This is a genomic window from Terribacillus saccharophilus (assembly GCF_000725365.1).
Taxonomy (GTDB): domain Bacteria; phylum Bacillota; class Bacilli; order Bacillales; family Amphibacillaceae; genus Terribacillus; species Terribacillus saccharophilus.
The window spans coordinates 3,363,122-3,382,780 of record NZ_CP008876.1 but is presented as its reverse complement, the minus strand read 5'-3'; the positions used below and the strand labels follow the sequence as shown (position 1 = coordinate 3,382,780).

The window sequence follows — 19,659 nt, the reverse complement described above, 5'->3', positions numbered from 1 at the left end:
CTTTCTGTGCATTTGCAACCCTTATGCTCACAAGTCCAATGGATTCAAGCTTTCTTCACCTGTCAGGTTTGTCAGGAATTTTACCAAAAGATCAATTTCCTGCTGAATAACCTGCAGACTGACTGTTTCTACCGGCGAGTGCATATAGCGAAGCGGCAAAGATACAAGCGCTGTTGATACACCTTTTCCTGAATAGCGCATCTTATCAGCATCAGTACCAGTAGCGCGGGGCGTTAATTCGTATTGCAGCGACATATCTAGTTCCTTCGCTGCTTGCTCAAGCAAGATATTAGCTTTTCGGTTGATTGGTGCCCCTTTAGCCAGCACAGGACCTCCGTCCAAGCTGACATCCACTGCTTTCCGTTTGTTAACACCTGGATGATCGGTTGCAAATGTAACGTCGCAAGCAATTGCTAAATCCGGCTCGAGACCAGCTGCTGCGAAATAAGCACCACCCATATTTGTTTCTTCATTCACTGTGCTGACTGCATATACACCAACGTTGACTTTCTCTTGCTTAAGCCGGCGGACAACTTCTCCTACGATGAATGAACCTGTACGGTTATCTAATCCTCGTCCAGTCAAATAACGGTCCATCAACACTGAAGGCTGTCGCTGGTAGACGATCAAGTCACCTACTTGCACATATTGTTCCATCTCCTGCTTAGACTTTGCTCCGCAATCAATATACAGATCCGGCAGTTCAAAGTCTCCCTTCACTCCTCCAAGATGCATCGCATTTACACCAACCACACCTGGAATCGTCTTGTTGTAACCTATAACCTGGACGGTCATACCCAATGCTGCTTTTGCATTAAAGCGACCCATCTCATCAATTTGCAGGAAACCATTCTGATCGATTCCGGTAACGACCATTGCGATTTCATCACAATGTCCAGCAAGAAGAACTTTGAACTCCGCATCTGGATTTACGACCGCAATGGCATTACCTGACACATCGGTACGCATTTCATCTGCATACGGAGCGTATTCTTTCATCCACTTTTTCTGTATGTCCATTTCATAGCTGGACGGAGATACCGTCCGCAGTAATTCCATTAAAAATTCTTGATTATCTAGTTGCATATCTATTCCGCCTTTGTATGTAGTCTTCTATCACTGTAGCATAATCAGAGGCTTATTTGTTTAGTTTATCCTACCGCTCGGGTAAACTAAACATCAGAAAGGATGAGACACATGACGACATTAAATGAATGGTTCGAAAAAGGAATAAATATCGATGCTTATTTGGACTCCATGCAAACACATAAAGAAAATACAATGCATATCTACGATCACTACGAGCTTCCAGCCGACACGGAATTTTTCAACACACTCCGTTCCCAAAAACTACGTGCTATCGTACTGACAGAAGACTGGTGCGGCGATGCTATGCTAAACCTGCCAGTCTTTTATCATATTGCACAGGCCGGAGCTATTGATGTCCGCATCCTACACCGTGATGAGAACCTGGAGCTGATGGATCAATACCTGACTAACGGGAAAAGCCGTTCCATTCCAATCATCATCTTTATCAACCAAAATGGCGATGAAGTAGCGAAATGGGGTCCCCGTGCTCCCGAACTACAAGTATATATAGATGAATCCTTCAGCAGTCTGCCCGATAAGGATGCACCCGAATATGAAGAAAAGCGCAGCCAAATGCTCACTTTTATTACAAAATCCTATCGTGACAATACAGACTTCTGGCAGCGCGTCTATGCAAGCCTGAAAAGAGGCCTTGAAGAAGCTTAAAAACATCCATTATGGATGTTTTTTTGTTTTGCAGATCTTACACACGATATGTGTTGCACCTCACAAACTGACGCTCCATCTCTGCTGCTAGCTTACAGCTAGGACCATATTCGAGCAGCTCATAATACAGCCCTAATTTAGCTAGTTGGTCTGCCCGCTGACAGATTTCCTCCTTATTAGCAACATCATACTTGCTCAGTACTTGATTTAAGAAATCTGAGCTTATCTGGCTGATTCCTACAAAGTCGATGGCAGGATCACCTACATGCATATCACTAAAATCGATGATTCCGACCTGAGACGTCGATTTCTCCCACAATATATGCGCCGACCTTAAATCACCATGTACCACAGCCGTACATACTGGCTGCAGTTCAGCAAATAATCTCTCCGTGTGTTCAATGACGACAGCAGGTAAATCTGGATAAAAGCTTCTTATTTTTTCATAAAGCGCATCATAATATAATCTGTCTCTTTTTGGCAAGCTGTAACTGGCTGCTTCTAGTTGATGGAGATTTGTGAGAAAGGCGCCTAGCTGACTGGCAGCAATTTTAAGTGCTACATCCGACATATTTAAAGAAATCGGATCACCTGATATGTATGGATAAAGCATTGCTTCGTTGCCATCCGGAGTCGTACAGATAGTAAATGTCGGCAGCACAATATTTGTTTTGGACTGCAAATTCTTCAGTAACTTCTCCTCTTCCCGGTTAACTGTGATAGCTTTTTTTGGCACTCGAAATACCCAGCTGTCATTCAATATACACACATCATGATCCCATCCAGTATGGACGGCTCTTACTTGTCTGATTGGTTCATGCAAGTGTCCTTCCAGCCATGCTGCCGTCATTTTATCCATCCCTGTTCCCTCCTGTTCGTTTAAAGCACGTGAATATACATATACTAACAAAAAAGATGAGGAGGGATAATATGGTCACACAGTTTCTGCGACGTTTTTATTTCCGCCTTCCTATTTTCATTCGCCTCTTCTCTACTGTGCTCGTGGTAATGATATCATTCGGTATCTGTATGCATCATATAGAACCAAAACAATTTCCTACTTATTTTGATGGTATTTGGTGGGCATTCGTGACTGCCTCCACTGTAGGCTACGGTGATTTGATTCCTGAAACGCTTTATGGCAAAATCCTTGCCATTGTGCTCATCCTTTCAGGTGCAGGTCTTGTAACCTTTTATTTGGCTACTATCGCTGCTGGGACTGTTAAGTATACCCAGGATCTTTCAAAGGGACTTACCCAATTCAAAGGGAGCAATCATATTATCATCATCGGCTGGAATGAGCGGGCCAGGACATTACTTGGAAAGCTGAACGAAAAACACCCGGAACAGTCCGTTGTTTTGATAGATCAGTCATTGACTATGCTCCCCTATCGAGAACATCCTTTACACTTCATTCGCGGTGATGCATCTGAGGACAAAACTCTGCAAAAAGCGAATATCAAACATGCTAAGACTGCAATCATTACTGCAAACGCTGGTAAAAATGAAAAACAGATTGATTATATGACGATTTTGACAACGATTGCCTTGCGCGGCAACAATCCAAATCTTCATATCGTTGCTGAAGTGCTGACACATACGCAAAAGGAAAATCTCCGTCGTGCAGGAGCAGATGTCGTCATCCGGTCAAATGATTTTGTAAGTACATTGTTTTTCCACGAAGTGTATCACAAAGAAAAGAAAAATCACCTAGAACTGCTGCTTCATTTTCTGAAAGAGCAAGAAATCCGAGTCATGTCTTTACCAGATGAACTAGTTGGTAAAAGTTTCTTTGAAGCTAGTCGTTATTTTGCACGCAAGGAAAAGACCGCGATCGGCTATATGCGCGGAGAAAGCATGGATATGAGCCCAGACTTCCAGGAATCGATGCATCAGGAGGACTGCATCATCACCTTGCAGCATATCGAATAAAAAATCCCTTCTGCCAATAAGGCCAGAAGGGATTTTTTATTATAATCTTTTTTCTAGTTTTGCTTTTTCTTCTTCATATCCAGGCTTGCCAAGCAGAGCAAACATGTTCTTCTTATATGCTTCTACTCCTGGCTGATCAAACGGATTTACACCAAGCAAGTATCCGCTGATTGCGCATGCTTTTTCGAAGAAGTATACCAGATACCCGAAGCTGAAAGAATCCAGCGCCGGAACTTCTACGACTAAGTTCGGTACGTTACCGTCTGTATGAGCAAGCAGTGTACCCTGGAAGGCTTTGTAGTTCACTTGATCAACTGTCTGACCTACAAGATAGTTCAATCCATCAAGGTCTTCCTCTTCCGCTTCTATGGTCACATCAGATACAGGCTGTTTCACAAGTACGACTGTTTCGAACAAATCGCGGCGGCCTTCCTGTACATATTGACCAAGAGAATGTAAATCTGTAGAGAAGTTAGCAGACGCCGGGAACAATCCTTTCAAATCCTTCCCTTCACTTTCTCCGAACAATTGCTTCCACCATTCACTGAAATATTGCAATGACGGCTCATAGTTCACAAGCAGTTCGATATTCTTGCCTTTGTTATAAAGAACATTACGTATAGCTGCGTATTGATATGCCGGATTCTCCTTCAGATCAGATACAGACAGTTCTTCCTGCGCTTTTTGTGCACCTGACATGATGCTGTCGATATCGATACCTGCCGCTGCAATTGGCAATAGCCCCACAGCTGTCAGCACAGAGAAACGGCCGCCAACATCATCAGGAATGACGAACGACTCGTAGCCTTCTTTGCTTGCGAGTGTTTTCAAAGCGCCTCTTTCTTTATCCGTTGTAGCATAAATACGTTTGCGCGCTTCATCAACTCCGTACTTCTCTTCCAGATACTTCTTGAAGATACGGAAGGCTATTGCTGGTTCAGTTGTTGTACCACTTTTAGATATAACATTCACACTGACTTCTTTACCCTTAATTGCATCAAGCAGCTGATTCAAATATGGAGCACTGATGCTATTTCCGACAAAGAATACCTGTGGTGCTTTTCGGTCTTCTTTAGAGAGTACGTTGAAAAAGCTGTGCGTCAGTGCTTCAATTGCCGCACGAGCACCAAGATAAGAGCCGCCGATTCCGACAACGAGTAAAACATCTGAATCAGATTTTATTTTTTCTGCTGCCTGCTTGATACGAGCAAATTCTTCTTTGTCGTAATCAGTCGGCAAATCAAGCCAGCCTAGAAAATCATTGCCGGCACCTGTTTTATTATGTAATTGTTCATGCGCAGCCTGCACGAGCGGTGCAAGGTAATCCAGTTCCTGCTCCCCGATATATGGTAACGCTTTCTTATAATCAAAACCGATGTGTGTCATATTCATCCTCCTTGAAACTGCTTACTACTGCAACTTTACCGAAACTGGACAAGTAAATCAAGAAATGTTGTAGGAATATAATCGGCTAACAAAGGCATGCTAAGAAAGATTTATCATCTCGCTTCATGAAATGGAGGTTATGCAGTTGAATATGGTACAGCGTATCGCTCTTGTTCTTGTCATAATTGGCGCGATCAACTGGGGACTAGTCGGTTTATTCAACTACGACTTGGTTGCAGGTATCTTTGGTAATGGCAGTCAGGCGGCTGCTTTCCCACGGATCATCTACAGTCTTGTTGGCTTGGCTGGTCTTGTGTCAATTTCCGCTCTGTTCCTAGAGCGTAAAGAAGTGGAAGAAGCGACAACAACCAAGGCATAAATGGATAAATCAAAAAAAGACCCCCTAATATGGGGGTCTTTCTAATTATTTACCTTCAGTTTGTTTGATCCAATCCTGAAGTTTGTCTTTCAACGTATTGAATCCTGCTGGAGCATCCTCAGAAACAGCTTGCTTTTGAACGTTAGCTTGCTGCTGTTTTGCAGGTGCTTCTTCTGTAGCACGGATAGAAAGGGAATATTTACCGCTTTGTTCGTTAATATCAAGGATTTTAACTTTAACTTCATCGCCTACAGATAGGTGTTCATTGATATCTTTTACGAAACCATGAGTCACCTCAGAAATGTGAACCAAACCTTGAACCTGCTCATCCAATGCAACAAAAGCACCGTAAGGCTGGATTCCTGTTACTTTACCTGTCAATACTTGTCCTGTTTCAAACTTCTCTGCCATACTAAACAACTCCTGATTTTTTCTACTTTTATACGCAATAAATAATTCTATCACAGTAAGTTGGTTTCGGCAAAAATTTATATATGTATATTTTTTTTATTAGAATAGGTTTGCTAGTAAGCTTTTTTGGTAATACATAGTTCTGTAAGACTTTCTCGTATTCCCCCTGTAGGCAAAGCGATGCGTATCGCTTTGCTATTTTTTTTGCATATAAAGTCCAATATGACTGAAACTAGAACTAATTGCAGGCAAAGGGGCAAGCTAGAATGTCTTACTCGAACCATACCTTCTATTACGAAAAAATAGCTATAGATTATCGCATTTATTCTTCATACAGTCATGACAACTCCCGCACAATCCTACTTCTTCACGGTTTCCTTGCCTCCGGAAGCTGCTTTCACCGTATGATTCCGGAGCTGCGCCGACGTTACCAAGTAGTGACATTAGATTTTCCTCCCTTTGGAAATAGTCAAAAATCAGCTGAAATAGCTTTTTCCTATGAGGACTATACCAGTCTTGCCGCGTCTCTTCTTGATCATTTGCAGATAGAAAAGATAGATATTGGCGGTCATTCAATGGGTGGTCAAATTGCCATGCGCCTTGCGTATAGCTACCCAGATCGGATAAATAAACTGTATCTGTTTGCACCATCAAGCTATATGCTGCCGACAGACGCATTCTCAAGCTTGATCGCTTCGGCAAGCATCTTTCCTGCAATTATGCAGCTTGCTTTCGAAGCCAGCAGTGTAGTCGGTTTCCTGCGCCATCTTGTTGCTGATCCTGAAAAAGTTACGCTGCGGATGGTAGTTGCGTACAGCATTCCCTTTATGGCCAAGGAACTTTTTCCAAGTCTGGCTCATTTTATTCGATCTCGTGGCGGTGATTTGCCGAATGACAGCCTCCAGCAAATAAAAGCACAAACAATCATTTTCTGGGGAAATGAAGATCCGTTATTGCCTCCATCTATTGGTTATCGACTGCTCGCCGAGCTGCCCCATGCGACGCTCCATATCCTTCCTGATGCCGGGCATCTTTTGCCTGAGGAAACGCCGGAAACAATTGTCTCGTATATACAATGATCAAGCCTTTCGCTTTTCGAAGCATTTCTTTATATAATGAAAAAAGAAATGATGAAAGGAGTACGGACTATGCATAATTTCGAAACAGTTCATGACCGCAGAAAGACTCGTTCCGTGAAATGGGACAATCTTAAAGCATTATATGGAGGAGAAGATGTTCTGCCGATGTGGGTGGCAGATATGGACTTCCAATCACCTCGATCGGTAATAGACGCCTTGAAGAACAGAGCTGAACACGGCATCTATGGCTACACAATTACTGATGCGAGTATTTCTAAAACAGTATCCAATTGGGTTGAAAAACGTCATGGCTGGCGCATTAAGCCAAGCTGGCTTCTATACAGCCCCGGCGTTGTAACCAGTCTGCATATGGCTATCCAGACGTTTACAAAACCTGGTGAAGAAGTCGTCATCCAGACACCTGTTTATGCCCCTTTTTACAGCGTAGTCACTGCACATGATCGCAAAATCGTCGAAAATCCTTTGCTAGAAGAAAATGGTACATACCAGATGAATTTCGAACACTTGGAGACATGTTTCCAAGAAGGCGCAAAGACGATGATACTTTGCAATCCACATAATCCAGTTGGGCGTGTTTGGACAAAAGAGGAGCTGGAGCGCTTAGCGAAGCTGTGCCAAACGTACGATGTTTTACTTCTGTCAGATGAGATCCATGCCGATTTGATTCATGAAGGATATCAGCATATACCTGTTGCTTCCTTGTCTGAAGACATGAGCAAACGAACGATTACATTCCTGTCTCCGTCAAAAACATTCAATTTAGCAGGATTGCAGGTATCTTACAGTATCGTGGAGCAGGAAGATATGCGTCTGCAGCTGCAAGAGACATTCTCGAAGCAAGGTTTCCATATGCTGAATACGATGGCAGTTGCTGCAATGGAAGCTGCCTATACGGAAGGTGAGGAATGGCTGGATGGTCTGCTGGACATATTGGCAGTCAATCGGAAGCTGACGGAAGAAGCATTAGCTGATACTCCTTTGATTCAGATTGCCCCGCTCGAAGGCACCTATTTGATGTGGCTGGATTGCCGCCAGATGCAATTGGAACAAAAAGAACTGATGGACTTTTTTGCCCAAAAAGCGAAACTCGGATTCAACGATGGCATTCAATTCGGAGAAGCAGGTGCTGGATTTGTTCGGATGAACATTGCCTGCCCGCCTGAAACGATGAAAGATGCCCTTTCTCGGCTGACAAACAGCCTCAAAGAATTCGAGGCAGCAAAATGACGATAGATATCGGCAGCGTTGTCAAAGCACGCTATAAAACTGGTTCTTATGTCGGAAGAATCAAAGAAGAACGCGGCAAGTTTTATTTGGTGGAGATACTGGCTGTTCTCAAGCATCCGCAGCAAGGTGATTTACATCATCCAAAGGAAACAGAAGATGTTTTCTTCCATGAACGCCGAGCGCTCGCCCAGCACGAAAAAGCGAATATACCAAAAACTGCAGTCTCAGCATATATGGATACTGTACCGGATTATTCCGATTCTTTGCGGGCAGCAGTTCAGCAGCTAAAGCACGATTTGGAGCAACAGCCCGCCTCACGCTATCAAGAACTCGCTCTAGCAAACGTGGAGACACTGAAGAAGGATTACTTCAAATAATACGAAAAAAGGCAGGAAGCCTAGCTCCTGCCTTTTTTCATTATCCTGTGCTATTATGCCGATGATATAGGATTATTCAGTTTGAAAATAACTTATAAGAGTGACTATAATCAATGCAGCTATTGAGGAAATTAACAAGGAAGAGCTTAATGCTATCATTCCAACTCCACCCCATCCTCCAATAAAGAAACTACTCATAAATAAAATCATACTAATTGCCACTAAAGAGATAGGAACCAAATACATAAAGGGTTTCTTCTTAATAAAAATCAAAGAAATACCTATAATCACTACTGTTAGAAGTACAGTTGCAAAAAAGAAGTTCATGAATTAACCCCCTTGGTAAATATAATATGATTTTATATGCTCCTTTAACTTACCATTTTCATGCTCTTTGTGGAAATTGATTACAACCTTCACTTTTTCTTACACCTATTAAAAGTATAAAAAAAGCCGGAGAAAATCTCCAGCTTCCTCAATCAGCTCAAATGGTTTTCCAGGACTTCCTGGATACCTTCTAATGCTGCTTCCTCATCATTACCATCTGCTGTAATAACAACCTGTGCTCCTTGCGGGACACCTAGTGACATGACACCCATGATAGATTTTAAGTTCACTTTTCTTTCTTTGAATGCAAGTTCAATCTCAGAGTTGAACTGGCCGGCTTTATTAACAAGCAGCGTTGCAGGTCTAGCATGGATTCCTGTTTCGCTTGTAATAGTGAATGTTTTTTCTTGCATCGTAATTCCCTCCAAAGCATATTGCTCATGTATGTAAATGTGAAAGTAGTAACATAATTATTATAGGAGAAAAGAAAGCGTTTTTAAATAAATATCCCACTTTTTTAAGTTTAAAAACAGCTTTACGGCAGAAGATTGAGTTTATCTTGTATTTATGGTAATTTTGACACATCTAGCAAAAAGGAGTGCTGTCATGAGTGTACATATAAATGCTGAAGCTGGCCAGATTGCAGACAAGATCCTGCTTCCAGGCGATCCGCTTCGTGCAAAATACATCGCAGAAACATTTTTGGAAGATGCAAAGCTATATAACGAAGTAAGAGGAATGTATGGTTATACTGGTACATACAAAGGAGAAAGAATCTCCGTTCAAGGTACAGGTATGGGTGTCCCTTCCATCAGCATCTATGTGAATGAATTGATTCAAAGCTACGGCGTGAAAAAACTGATCCGTGTTGGTACTGCAGGCGCTATCCAGAAAGACGTAAAAGTCCGTGATGTGATTTTAGCGTCTACTTCTAGCTCTGATTCCCAAATAAACCGTCAGGAATTCGGTACAGTCGATTTTGCACCTACAGCCGATTTTGATTTGCTGCTGAAAGCATATCAGGCTGGACAAGCAAAAGGCTTGAATATCCGTGTTGGAAACGTCTTTACAAGCGATCGCTTCTATCGTGACAACACATTGGAATTCTACGGAAAATTGGCAGATTACAAAGTCTTGGCTGTCGAAATGGAAACAACCGCACTTTACACAATAGCTGCGAAACATGATTGCCAAGCACTATCTGTGCTTACAGTGAGCGATCACATCCTCACTGGTGAAGAAACAACTGCCGAAGAGCGTCAGACTACTTTTGGCGATATGATGGAAATTGCATTAGATGCAGCAATCCAGGCATAAAAAAAGGCTTTTATGCCTTTTTTTATGCCTACATTGTAAACCTCGATAAAAATTAAGTTGACAATAAAGAGGGTGTCGTTTACTATTTCTGCAAGGAGTTGATAAGTTATGAGTCGTACTGGTAAATTGACTGCAAGCGCGATGTTTGTTGGTCTGATGACAGTTGGAGCAAACATATCGGTCTGGCTTCCTTTTCTTGCTGTACCAATCGGAGGTCAAACTGTGCCGTTATCATTGCAGCCGTTTTTCGCATTACTTGCCGGTTTGCTGTTAGGTTATAAATGGGGAGCCTACAGTATGATCTGTTATGTACTGCTTGGACTAACTGGTCTGCCGATCTTCGCAGATCTTTCTGGAGGATTTGGTGTCTTTGCCGGACCTACCGGCGGTTTCTTGCTATCTTTCATACCTATTGCCTTTATTGCTGGTTTTATTATGGAAAAAACATCTATGCGTTATCGCGTTTTCGTGGCGGTAATCGCTGGTATCATTGTCAATTATCTCTTTGGAGTCACCTATATGTATGGCGCCATGCAGCTGTGGATGGGTGTGGATATAAGCTATTTGGCCGCTTGGATCAGCATGATACCGTTCTTTATCAAAGATTTCTGTTTCGCAATACTTGCAGCCTTGTTTTACCCTAGAGTGGCTCATGCTTTCAGAAAAGGTAAAGTGACATATAATACTTCGTTTAAATGACATTTTATCAGGGAAATTTAGTTATAATGAGTACATCATATATTATAGCTTTTTCTCTGAAAGGATGTAGCAGTACATGTCATTGTTACAAAATATGCCCCTATGGAGTGCGCTGATTGCCATCGTTTTCGCACAAATAATAAAAGTGCCCATCCGTGCGATAGCAGATAAGCGCATCCAGGCCGACCTTGCATTCAGTACGGGCGGTATGCCGAGCAGTCATTCAGCAGCCGTGGCTGCCCTGACAACCTCGATCGGTTTCGAAAGCGGACTTGATTCCCCTATTTTTGCCGCATCCTTTGTCTTTAGCATCATCATCATGTTTGATGCATCCGGTGTAAGAAGACAAGCCGGTGAACAGGCAATATTGCTGAATCTGCTTCTGAAGGATTTCCAGCGCTTTGTAGATGAAGCGAAAGTGTGGGGCAGTAAGCAGGAGTTCGAAAAGAATCGCGAAATCCGAGAAATGCTCGGACATCAGCCGATCGAAGTCTTTTTCGGCGCTCTAACCGGCATCGGTATTTCTCTAGTCATCTATTTGCTGTTTTAATTGCAGATGCAGCTGCTTGCTTCCGAAATCACGCACAGGAAGCTGCCGCTGTTCATATTGGATGACGTCCTCTGCTGTTAAATTAGTCAGCTGGCTCCAGGTCACATACATAGCTGTTAGCCAGAGGGTACAAAGCAGTGCTCTTATGCACCATCGTCGCATCATATCTTTCACCTCTGGTAACAGCATCGACAAATGAGATTAACACTATACAAAAGAAAAGCAGCCAGATGGCTGCTTTTTGTTTAGCTAAATATATTGAACTTCCCTTTTTTCAATACTAGTCCAACACCGCCAAGCTGATAGAGATAGCGATTATCTGACGCTTTCTTCATGACGTCTGCCGGTTTTCCGAACAGCTTCTTACCCATTACCATCCCCATGGCATCACCGCCCCCTAAGGAAGCGAGTGTACCCTTGATATCTGGCACGAATTTCTGAGTGTTGCTTTCCTTGCGAATGAGTGCTTTTAGATTATGGGCACAGTTATAACCCATCTGTGTAGCTATTTGCGCTGTTGGCGGATATGGCTTGCCGGTTTCGTCATTTATAATTGCAGCACAATCACCGACAATGAAGATATCATCATGGTTCGGATCACGCAGATCCTCTGTCACCATCACCTTGCCGCGGTTTACTTCGAAACCGGATTCCTCCAGAATTGAGTTCCCTTTCACACCAGCAGCCCATACCGTTGTATTAGTTTTGACCGTATGTCTTTCGCCAGCTTTTTCATAAACGATGCTATTAGCCGTAACTTCTTTAAGGAAAGCATTTGTCTGGAATTCGATTCCGCGGGATTCTAAGGAATTCAAAGCATATTCTACAAGCTGCGGATCGAATCCCATCATGACGGATGCGCCAGCCTCTACAACTATGACTCTTACTTTATCTCGGTCTATATCGTATTCCTTGCACAGTTCTGGTACACGTTCTGCCAGTTCTCCGGCAAACTCGATGCCCGTGAAGCCGCCTCCGCCAATAACGATATTAAGGCGCTCTTCTTTCTTTTCCGATTCATTGTTATACACTGCAAAATTGTGCTCGATATGCTCTCGAATCAAACGGGAGGAATTGATGCTTCGGATCATATATGCATGATCCAGAAGGCCTTCGATTCCAAAATTCGCTGGCTCAAAGCCTAAGCCTACAACAAGATAATCATAGGAGATTTCACCGTTTTGCATAACTAGCTTTTTTTCATCTGGTTTGATTTTCGTTACCGTATCTTGGACAAAATTGACTTTTTTTGCATCAATAACGTCCTTGATTGCAATCCGCGTCTGATCATGATGGCGCGTCCCTGCCGCATTCTCATGGAGCCATGTTGTCTGATAATGGTAGTCATGCTTGTTTACGAGCGTGATGCTCGCCTCGTCCGCTCCAATCAGTTTCTGAAGTTTCACTGTCGTGATCAGGCCACCGTAACCAGCACCTGCAATCACAATTTTTGGTTTGCTCATCTTCGATCACATCCATTAATATAGTTTGGTTTTTCCTAAGCTTGTTGCAACCTAACAACTCATTAATTTTTTTGTTTGTGATACTATTCACTTTATAATGCAGATGAAAACATAAAACTGTCACAAAACCGTCATCAATATTATGGTAAACGTTTTCTTTCCTTTTATCAACCAAAAAAGGGGAAGCTTATCATGTTCAAGGGCATACTACTATACATTAAAAATCCTTCTTCTTACTCATATTTCAGCAACTATGATAAAATACCAATTGTTACGTTTAAAAATACTAGGAGGAACCGGTATGTCAGATCAAATATATGATGTGACCATCATCGGTGCAGGTCCAGTCGGACTTTTCACCGCATTCTATGGTGGGATGCGTCAGCAAAGTGTCAAAATCATTGAAAGCCTTCCCCAAGTGGGCGGACAGCTTTCTGCTTTATACCCAGAAAAATACATCTATGATATAGCTGGCTTCCCCCAAGTCCGCGCACAGGAACTAGTGGACAATCTTATGGAACAGCTGAAACGCTTCGACCCTACTATCGCACTCGGAGAATCAGTCGATAAAGTCGAGCGTTTAGAAGATAATACATTCCGCATCGAAACAGATAAGGGTGTACACTTCTCAAAAACAATCATTATCACAGCAGGAAACGGCGCCTTCCAGCCTCGTCGCCTGACAGTTGAGCGATGTGACGAATTCGAGGGTGTTAACTTGAATTACTATGTGGATAATATGCAGAAATACGCTGGCAAGCGTGTTCTATTAGCAGGTGGCGGCGATTCGGCTGTTGACTGGGCGCTAATGCTTGAACCAATTGCCAAAGAAGTCATTCTCGTGCATCGCCGTGATGAGTTCCGTGCTCATGAGCACAGTGTAGAACGACTCATGCAATCCAATGTAAGAATCATGACTCCTTATACACCAGTTGAGATGCTGGGTACGGACCGCATTGAACAGGTTGTTCTGCAGAAGGTAAAAAGCGAAGAAACTGAAACGATCGATGTGGACGAAGTTCTCGTCAATTACGGTTTCATTTCTTCCTTAGGACCAATCAAGCAATGGGATTTGGAAATCGAGAAAAACAGCATTGTTGTTAATACAAAACAAGAAACAAATATCCCTGGTATTTACGCAGCTGGTGATATTTGTACGTACCCAGGTAAAGTCAACCTGATCGCCTCTGGTTTCGGCGAAGGCCCGACTGCTATCAACAATGCCAAAACATACATTGATCCAGACGCTCGTGTACAGCCTAAACATTCCACAAGCATGTTTTAATTAACACCGCACCGGTTACCTTTATGGAAACCGGTGTTTTTTTATACTTTTTGTATAAGGAAGCCCGTCTATCACACACTAGTATCGATAAAGGAGGAGCTGTATGGAAAACGAATATGAACATCGCTTAATTCCGCTTGCCTCAATAAAGAGCGGAAAGGAAACAACCGTCTCCCCAACTGTTCATGGCTATCTAGACAGAATAGTAAATGTCTTTTTCATTGAGAATCCTGATACAAAAGAATGGGTGCTTGTAGATGCCGGTGTTCCTGATACAGCAGGCAATATTAAGCAAGCAGCTGAAGAACTATTCGGAGAAGGCGCTAGACCAGCATGCATTCTCCTCACACATGGTCACTTCGACCACGTGGGCAGTATCGTCGAGCTAGTGAAGGAATGGGATGTGCCTGTTTATGCGCATGAACTGGAGCTTCCCTATCTGACTGGACAGCTTGACTATCCAGAAGGAAAGACAGATGCTGGCGGGGGACTTATTACTAAGCTGTCCAAGACCTTTCCGAATACAGGAATCGATTTAAGCAAGCATGTAAGGCTTATACCGCTTGACCATAAAGTACCGCACCTGCCAGGCTGGGAATGGATCCACACACCTGGGCATACTCCAGGGCATATCAGCTTATTCCATACAGAAGATAAAGTCTTGATTGCCGGTGATGCGTTTACGACTGTACAGCAGGAATCTCTTCACAAAGTGCTTACGCAGCAAAAGGAATTCAACGGCCCACCACGCTACTTCACAATGGACGAACAGGAGGCCTTCCGCTCTATCCGCAAGCTGCAGGAGCTGCATCCGCAAGCTGCTGGTACTGGACATGGAATGCCTGTCTTCTTCGATGAATTGGAAACAGGCTTAAAGAAACTAGTTGAAACAAAAAAATAGGAGAAGGGATTATACCCTTTCTCCTATTTCTGTTTTCTTCTTCAATTTTGGTACTGTTTTGCGAATAGTCATCTGACGGAAATCCTGCTCCAATTCTTCCAGTGTTCGATCCTTTGTTTCTGGAAGGAACTTTTGTATAAAGAGAATTGCAGCAATCCCCAGGACAACGAAGATTAGGAACGTACTAGATAGACCAATCGCACTTAAAAGCACTGGGAAAGTCAAACTGATAGTGAAGTTTGTCATCCATTGGAAGAATACAGCGATTCCCATCCCCATACCGCGCAGCCTGGAAGGGAAAATCTCTGCTAGCATCAACCATGTGACTGGTGAAACAGCCCCCTGCTGGAAGGCAAGGAATGTGACTGTCAGAGCTAGTACCATATACGGAAGAGCTGTTGTCCCTTCAAAGAAAGTAGCAGCAATCGTAATAAGCAGCAGCGCACTCGTTGTTCCGATAAAACCTACCGTCAGCATCTGCCTGCGTCCTACTCTGCCTAGCAGCCAGATACCAACAAATGTAGCAAGCACCGAGATGACACCATTTGCAATGTTACCAATCAGTGCTGCTTGTGTACCAAAACCAGCATTACTCAGAATTTCTGTTCCATAATACATAATGGAGTTAACACCGGTGATCTGCTGGATAATACCTATACCCATACCGATAAAAACAATTTTTCTAATCCATGGTATCGCAAGGTCTTTGTACGAAGCCTTATCCAGTTTCTCTTCTTTTTCCACTGTCTTGCGAATTTCCGCCATTTCTTGTTTTGCCTGATTTTTGCGGCGAATCTTCGAAAGAATTTGGAAAGCAGTTTTCAGCATACCTTGCTGTGCAAGCCAACGCGGACTTTCCGGCATGACCAGCATCCCGAACCAAAGTATGATAGCTGGCAAGGTTGCGATAACCAGCATATAACGCCAAATATGACCTGTATCGGCGAATAAATTTCCGAGTGCAGCATTGGATGTATAAGCAAGCAATTGACCAGTTACGATCATCAATTCATTTTGTGTTACCATACGTCCCCGTTTTGCTGCTGGAGACATCTCAGCGAGGTAAGCCGGTACAGTTACAGAAGCACCACCAACAGCCAGGCCAAGCAGCACTCGGAAGACAACCATCGTCTCCGTATTCGGTGCGAATGAACAGCCTAATGTCGCAATAAAGAATAAAACAGCAAGATACAAAATGATACGGCGACGACCTATTTTATCAGAAAGCTTTCCGCCAAATACTGCACCAAATGCAGCTCCTAGCAACAGAGAGCTTGCAACAACACCTTCTGTCAGCGGTGTTAGATTCAGCTGATCCTCCTGTCCCATAAACGGCAGTGCACCATTGATGACACCTGTATCATATCCAAACAATAATCCTCCGAAAGTAGATATGATGGCAATCCATCTCAGCCTCCGCTTCGAGCTTTTTCCATCATCCTCAATCTGTGGGACATGCCCTTTTCCAGCCTCATGTTTGTCCATATTTTTCTCCTCCATTTACGCATTTGACTGCTGAATGAATAAAGCTTTTACCCTTGTGTATGTATTGGGTTGGTAAGATTTATATACCCGTCTTTTGTCAAAATAATCACTTTTGTTATATTACAACTCTGTTTCAACTGAACAGTTGTACCACAGCATTCATGATTATCACCATTTTCGCCAATGAAGACAGCATAACAATTTCTTTCTTTATACAAGAAAATCCCTTCCTGTCAGCCAGGAAGGGATCGTTTAGTTTACACTCTTTCACTTAGTTCAGTTTTCTTGTTCAACTTTGGAACAGTTTTGCGGGTCTTCTTATCACGGAAATCTTGTTCCAATTCTTCCAGTGTGCGACCTTTCGTTTCCGGAAGGAATTTCTGGATAAAGAGAATCGCAGCAATACCAAGAACAACAAAGATAAGGAATGTGCTGGATAGACCAATCGCACTAAGCAATACTGGGAATGTCAAACTTACTGTGAAATTTGTCATCCAATGGAAGAAGATCGCAATCCCCATCCCCATACCGCGAATACGTGACGGGAAAATTTCAGAAAGCATTAACCATGTGACAGGTGATACAGCTCCTTGCTGGAATGCGAGGAAAGTTACCGTTAGACTCAGCACTAAGTATGGAAGTGCAGCGGAACCTTCAAAGAATGTCGTTACAATCGTTAGCAATAGCAATGCCGTTGTTGTACCTATAAATCCGACCGTCAGCATTGGTCTGCGTCCTACTTTACCTAGCAGCCAGATACCAAAAATAGTAGCTGCTACGGAAATGATACCATTGGCAATGTTACCTACAAGAGCCGCGTCTCGACCGAATCCTGCGTCACTTAAAATTTCGGTACCATAGTACATGATAGAGTTTACACCAGTTATCTGCTGGATTACTCCAATCCCTAAACCTATAAGAACAATTCTTCTAATCCAAGGAATAGTCAAATCTTTGAAAGAAGCTTTGTCCAGCTTCTTCTCTTTTTCTACTGTTTTCTTAATTTGTTCCATTTCTTGCTTCGCACGATTTTTACGGCGAATCTTCATAAGAATTTGGAAGGCAGTTTTTAACATGCCTTGCTGTGCAAGCCAGCGCGGACTCTCTGGCATAACAAGCATTCCGAACCAAAGTATAAGAGCTGGTATTGTAGCAATAACAAGCATATAACGCCAGATATGCCCAGCATCTCCGAACATATTCCCAAGAAATGCGTTAGAAGAATAAGCAAGAAGCTGACCAGTAACAATCATCAAATCATTCATCGTTACCATTTTTCCGCGTGACTCGGTAGGAGAAACCTCCGCCAAGTAAGCAGGAACAGTCACCGAAGCACCACCGACAGCTAGTCCAAGCAGTACGCGGAAGATAACCATTGTCTCCACATTAGGTGCAAAAGAACAACCTAAAGTTGCTAAGAAGAATAATACAGCTAAGTATAGAATCACACGACGTCGACCGACTTTATCTGCGAGCTTCCCGCCGGATACAGCACCGAACGCTGCTCCTAGAAGCAAGGAACTTGCTACCATTCCTTCTGTTAATGGTGTTAGATTCAATTGGTCTTCCTGCCCCATGAAAGGCAATGCCCCATTGATTACACCTGTATCATAACCGAATAATAATCCACCGAAGGTAGAAATAATAGCTATTAATCTTAATCTTCGCTTCGAACTTCGACCATCGTCCTCTGTATGAGGGACATGCCCTTGTCCATTCGCTTGTTTGTCCATCGTTCTCTCTCCTCCATTTTATGCATGTTGACTATTGTACAAACAATGCTGTTACCCTTAGTTTTATGTAGGGGTTGGTAGGAGTTATATACCCGCATTTTATTAATATAATCATATTTATTTTATTGGATTTTGTTTTTACGCTTAACAATGGCACTACGGAGCGTTTTTACTATGTTATAGCTTTTTGGTCATAAGAGCTGTTTCTACTTGTTTCCCATCAGATTTTATAACCGTTCTCTTCTCACTTATATAAAATCCGTTATTTTTGTATAATGCAATATTTTTAGCAACTGACAGTCTAACTTGACACTGAAGCACACCAAAATTGTGAGTTATAGCATACTCCTCCAGTGCCTGAAGCAGCTGCCCTGCTATTCCTCTTCCTCTTTCTTCTGGGCATACAGACAAACGGAAGAAATATAAAGCCTCATCCTGTTCCTTAAAACGTACAGTTCCTACCGCTCTATCATTTTTCCAGTATACAAAAGCTATTTCTTCTCCCTCTACCAAGCTAGTTCTGATTAACTCCACTTTTTCCTCCAAAGCACTGGAAGGAACCGACGAATTCTTATACTCTTCAAATGCAGCGAGCATAATACGATGAATTTCTGATGCATCTGCAGGTGTGGCAAGTGTGATCATATTAGTCCTCCTGTAAAGATGTTATTTTCATTAGTATAATCAAGACTATTTTGCTGTGGTATCTAGTATTTGAAATATCTGATAGACGATCACGCCAAGTACTCAAATTAAGTTTATTTCCCATACAAGCATTCTGCGTTTTTATGATACGATTTCTATATAAAAAGGAGGCAATAACAATATGAAAATCATTGTTACTAGTATCTTCGTACAAGATCAAGAGAAGGCTTTGGAGTTTTATACAAAAACGCTGGGCTTTGTAAAAAAGCATGACGTTCCTGCTGGGGAATATAGATGGATAACTCTTGTTTCTCCAGATGACCAGGCTGGTACCGAGCTTTTACTCGAACCGAATGTCAACCCGACCGCTAGAGAGTATCAAGAGAAGTTATTTGCCGAAAACATCCCTGCAACAATGTTTGGCGTTGCAGATGTTCGTGAAGAATACAGTCGATTAATAAATCACGGAGTGCGCTTCACTACAGAGCCGACAGAAATGGACCAAGTCACATTGGCTGTCTTCGATGATACATGCGGCAACCTTATTCAGATTGTGCAGAACTAACTTAATTTCCCTATTATTGAATGACGTCGACATAAATAAAGATTACTAATACTTTGTATAAAAATACGACCTTCTTAACGAAAAATAATCCGTTAAAAAAGTCGTTAATCTCAATTTAGAAC

At 42.6% G+C, this 19,659-nt stretch carries 23 protein-coding genes; 12 read left to right on the top strand and 11 right to left on the bottom strand.

Going from position 1 to position 19,659, the window contains the following annotated elements:
- Nucleotides 1-27: 27 nt before the first annotated feature.
- Entirely contained in the window at nucleotides 28-1,086 is a 1,059-nt protein-coding gene (locus tag GZ22_RS16845; RefSeq protein WP_038565021.1) for a M20/M25/M40 family metallo-hydrolase, read from the bottom strand.
- Nucleotides 1,087-1,197: 111 nt separating this feature from the next.
- On the opposite strand from GZ22_RS16845, the gene GZ22_RS16840 reads away from it, so the two are divergent.
- A complete protein-coding gene (locus GZ22_RS16840; RefSeq protein ID WP_038565018.1) occupies nucleotides 1,198-1,755 on the top strand; it encodes a thioredoxin family protein in 558 nt (185 codons plus the stop codon).
- Nucleotides 1,756-1,792: 37 nt separating this feature from the next.
- On the opposite strand, the gene GZ22_RS16835 is transcribed toward GZ22_RS16840, so the two are convergent.
- On the bottom strand, nucleotides 1,793-2,614 hold the full coding sequence (locus tag GZ22_RS16835) for a phosphotransferase family protein (protein ID WP_038565015.1): 822 nt from the start codon (nucleotides 2,612-2,614) through the stop codon (nucleotides 1,793-1,795).
- Nucleotides 2,615-2,685: 71 nt separating this feature from the next.
- Here GZ22_RS16835 and GZ22_RS16830 point away from each other — a divergent pair, with 71 nt between their 5' ends.
- A complete protein-coding gene (locus GZ22_RS16830) occupies nucleotides 2,686-3,687 on the top strand; it encodes a potassium channel family protein (RefSeq protein WP_038565012.1) in 1,002 nt (333 codons plus the stop codon).
- Between the two features lie 39 nt (nucleotides 3,688-3,726).
- Here GZ22_RS16830 and GZ22_RS16825 read toward each other — a convergent pair whose 3' ends face one another.
- Nucleotides 3,727-5,073 carry a glucose-6-phosphate isomerase gene (locus GZ22_RS16825; RefSeq protein ID WP_038565009.1) on the bottom strand — a complete coding sequence of 449 codons (1,347 nt, stop codon included), beginning with the start codon at nucleotides 5,071-5,073 and terminating at the stop codon, nucleotides 3,727-3,729.
- A gap of 145 nt (nucleotides 5,074-5,218) precedes the next feature.
- On the opposite strand from GZ22_RS16825, the gene GZ22_RS16820 reads away from it, so the two are divergent.
- On the top strand, nucleotides 5,219-5,452 hold the full coding sequence (locus GZ22_RS16820) for a DUF378 domain-containing protein (RefSeq protein ID WP_038565006.1): 234 nt from the start codon (nucleotides 5,219-5,221) through the stop codon (nucleotides 5,450-5,452).
- A 45-nt stretch (nucleotides 5,453-5,497) separates the two neighbouring features.
- Here the strand turns inward: GZ22_RS16820 and yugI are convergent, their stop codons facing one another.
- Complete coding sequence (yugI, locus tag GZ22_RS16815) at nucleotides 5,498-5,863, bottom strand: S1 domain-containing post-transcriptional regulator GSP13 (RefSeq protein ID WP_038565003.1); 366 nt, start codon at nucleotides 5,861-5,863, stop codon at nucleotides 5,498-5,500.
- A gap of 266 nt (nucleotides 5,864-6,129) precedes the next feature.
- Here yugI and GZ22_RS16810 point away from each other — a divergent pair, with 266 nt between their 5' ends.
- From GZ22_RS16810 to kapB, 3 genes are all read left to right on the top strand, one after another.
- The gene (locus GZ22_RS16810) at nucleotides 6,130-6,942 is read left to right on the top strand and encodes an alpha/beta fold hydrolase (RefSeq protein ID WP_038565000.1); all 813 of its coding nucleotides are present in this window, start codon (nucleotides 6,130-6,132) and stop codon (nucleotides 6,940-6,942) included.
- A 69-nt stretch (nucleotides 6,943-7,011) separates the two neighbouring features.
- On the top strand, nucleotides 7,012-8,190 hold the full coding sequence (locus GZ22_RS16805) for a MalY/PatB family protein (RefSeq protein ID WP_038564997.1): 1,179 nt from the start codon (nucleotides 7,012-7,014) through the stop codon (nucleotides 8,188-8,190).
- Nucleotides 8,187-8,567: a kinase-associated lipoprotein KapB gene (gene kapB, locus GZ22_RS16800; RefSeq protein WP_038564994.1), complete on the top strand. Its 381-nt coding sequence runs from the start codon at nucleotides 8,187-8,189 to the stop codon at nucleotides 8,565-8,567. Before GZ22_RS16805 ends, kapB begins: the two co-directional genes overlap by 4 nt.
- A gap of 72 nt (nucleotides 8,568-8,639) precedes the next feature.
- On the opposite strand, the gene GZ22_RS16795 is transcribed toward kapB, so the two are convergent.
- Entirely contained in the window at nucleotides 8,640-8,894 is a 255-nt protein-coding gene (locus GZ22_RS16795) for a YesK family protein (RefSeq protein WP_038564991.1), read from the bottom strand.
- Between the two features lie 152 nt (nucleotides 8,895-9,046).
- Nucleotides 9,047-9,307, bottom strand: coding sequence for a phosphocarrier protein HPr (locus GZ22_RS16790; protein ID WP_038564989.1), 261 nt, complete (start codon nucleotides 9,305-9,307; stop codon nucleotides 9,047-9,049).
- A 193-nt stretch (nucleotides 9,308-9,500) separates the two neighbouring features.
- Here GZ22_RS16790 and deoD point away from each other — a divergent pair, with 193 nt between their 5' ends.
- The 3 genes from deoD (at nucleotide 9,501) to GZ22_RS16775 (ending at nucleotide 11,460) form a co-directional block, all read left to right on the top strand.
- Complete coding sequence (gene deoD / locus GZ22_RS16785) at nucleotides 9,501-10,211, top strand: purine-nucleoside phosphorylase (RefSeq protein WP_038564986.1); 711 nt, start codon at nucleotides 9,501-9,503, stop codon at nucleotides 10,209-10,211.
- Between the two features lie 108 nt (nucleotides 10,212-10,319).
- Complete coding sequence (locus GZ22_RS16780; protein WP_038564983.1) at nucleotides 10,320-10,910, top strand: biotin transporter BioY; 591 nt, start codon at nucleotides 10,320-10,322, stop codon at nucleotides 10,908-10,910.
- 76 nt (nucleotides 10,911-10,986) lie between these two features.
- Nucleotides 10,987-11,460, top strand: a complete 474-nt coding sequence (locus GZ22_RS16775) for a divergent PAP2 family protein (RefSeq protein WP_038564980.1) — start codon at nucleotides 10,987-10,989, stop codon at nucleotides 11,458-11,460.
- Here the strand turns inward: GZ22_RS16775 and GZ22_RS16770 are convergent.
- Nucleotides 11,437-11,625, bottom strand: a complete 189-nt coding sequence (locus GZ22_RS16770; protein ID WP_123921915.1) for a hypothetical protein — start codon at nucleotides 11,623-11,625, stop codon at nucleotides 11,437-11,439. The genes GZ22_RS16775 and GZ22_RS16770 overlap by 24 nt on opposite strands.
- Before the next feature lie 80 nt (nucleotides 11,626-11,705).
- On the bottom strand, nucleotides 11,706-12,923 hold the full coding sequence (locus tag GZ22_RS16765; protein ID WP_038564976.1) for an NAD(P)/FAD-dependent oxidoreductase: 1,218 nt from the start codon (nucleotides 12,921-12,923) through the stop codon (nucleotides 11,706-11,708).
- Between the two features lie 301 nt (nucleotides 12,924-13,224).
- Here GZ22_RS16765 and GZ22_RS16760 point away from each other — a divergent pair, with 301 nt between their 5' ends.
- Both GZ22_RS16760 and GZ22_RS16755 read left to right on the top strand, forming a co-directional pair.
- Nucleotides 13,225-14,208 carry an NAD(P)/FAD-dependent oxidoreductase gene (locus tag GZ22_RS16760; RefSeq protein WP_038564973.1) on the top strand — a complete coding sequence of 328 codons (984 nt, stop codon included), beginning with the start codon at nucleotides 13,225-13,227 and terminating at the stop codon, nucleotides 14,206-14,208.
- A gap of 103 nt (nucleotides 14,209-14,311) precedes the next feature.
- Nucleotides 14,312-15,109, top strand: coding sequence for an MBL fold metallo-hydrolase (locus tag GZ22_RS16755; protein ID WP_051748416.1), 798 nt, complete (start codon nucleotides 14,312-14,314; stop codon nucleotides 15,107-15,109).
- Nucleotides 15,110-15,118: 9 nt separating this feature from the next.
- Here GZ22_RS16755 and GZ22_RS16750 read toward each other — a convergent pair whose 3' ends face one another.
- From GZ22_RS16750 to GZ22_RS16740, 3 genes are all read right to left on the bottom strand, one after another.
- Complete coding sequence (locus tag GZ22_RS16750) at nucleotides 15,119-16,594, bottom strand: sugar porter family MFS transporter (RefSeq protein WP_051748413.1); 1,476 nt, start codon at nucleotides 16,592-16,594, stop codon at nucleotides 15,119-15,121.
- 257 nt (nucleotides 16,595-16,851) lie between these two features.
- Complete coding sequence (locus tag GZ22_RS16745) at nucleotides 16,852-18,327, bottom strand: sugar porter family MFS transporter (protein ID WP_084160783.1); 1,476 nt, start codon at nucleotides 18,325-18,327, stop codon at nucleotides 16,852-16,854.
- A gap of 177 nt (nucleotides 18,328-18,504) precedes the next feature.
- Nucleotides 18,505-18,972: a GNAT family N-acetyltransferase gene (locus GZ22_RS16740; RefSeq protein ID WP_038564970.1), complete on the bottom strand. Its 468-nt coding sequence runs from the start codon at nucleotides 18,970-18,972 to the stop codon at nucleotides 18,505-18,507.
- A gap of 181 nt (nucleotides 18,973-19,153) precedes the next feature.
- Here GZ22_RS16740 and GZ22_RS16735 point away from each other — a divergent pair, with 181 nt between their 5' ends.
- Nucleotides 19,154-19,537, top strand: a complete 384-nt coding sequence (locus GZ22_RS16735; RefSeq protein ID WP_038564967.1) for a VOC family protein — start codon at nucleotides 19,154-19,156, stop codon at nucleotides 19,535-19,537.
- Nucleotides 19,538-19,659 lie beyond the last annotated feature (122 nt).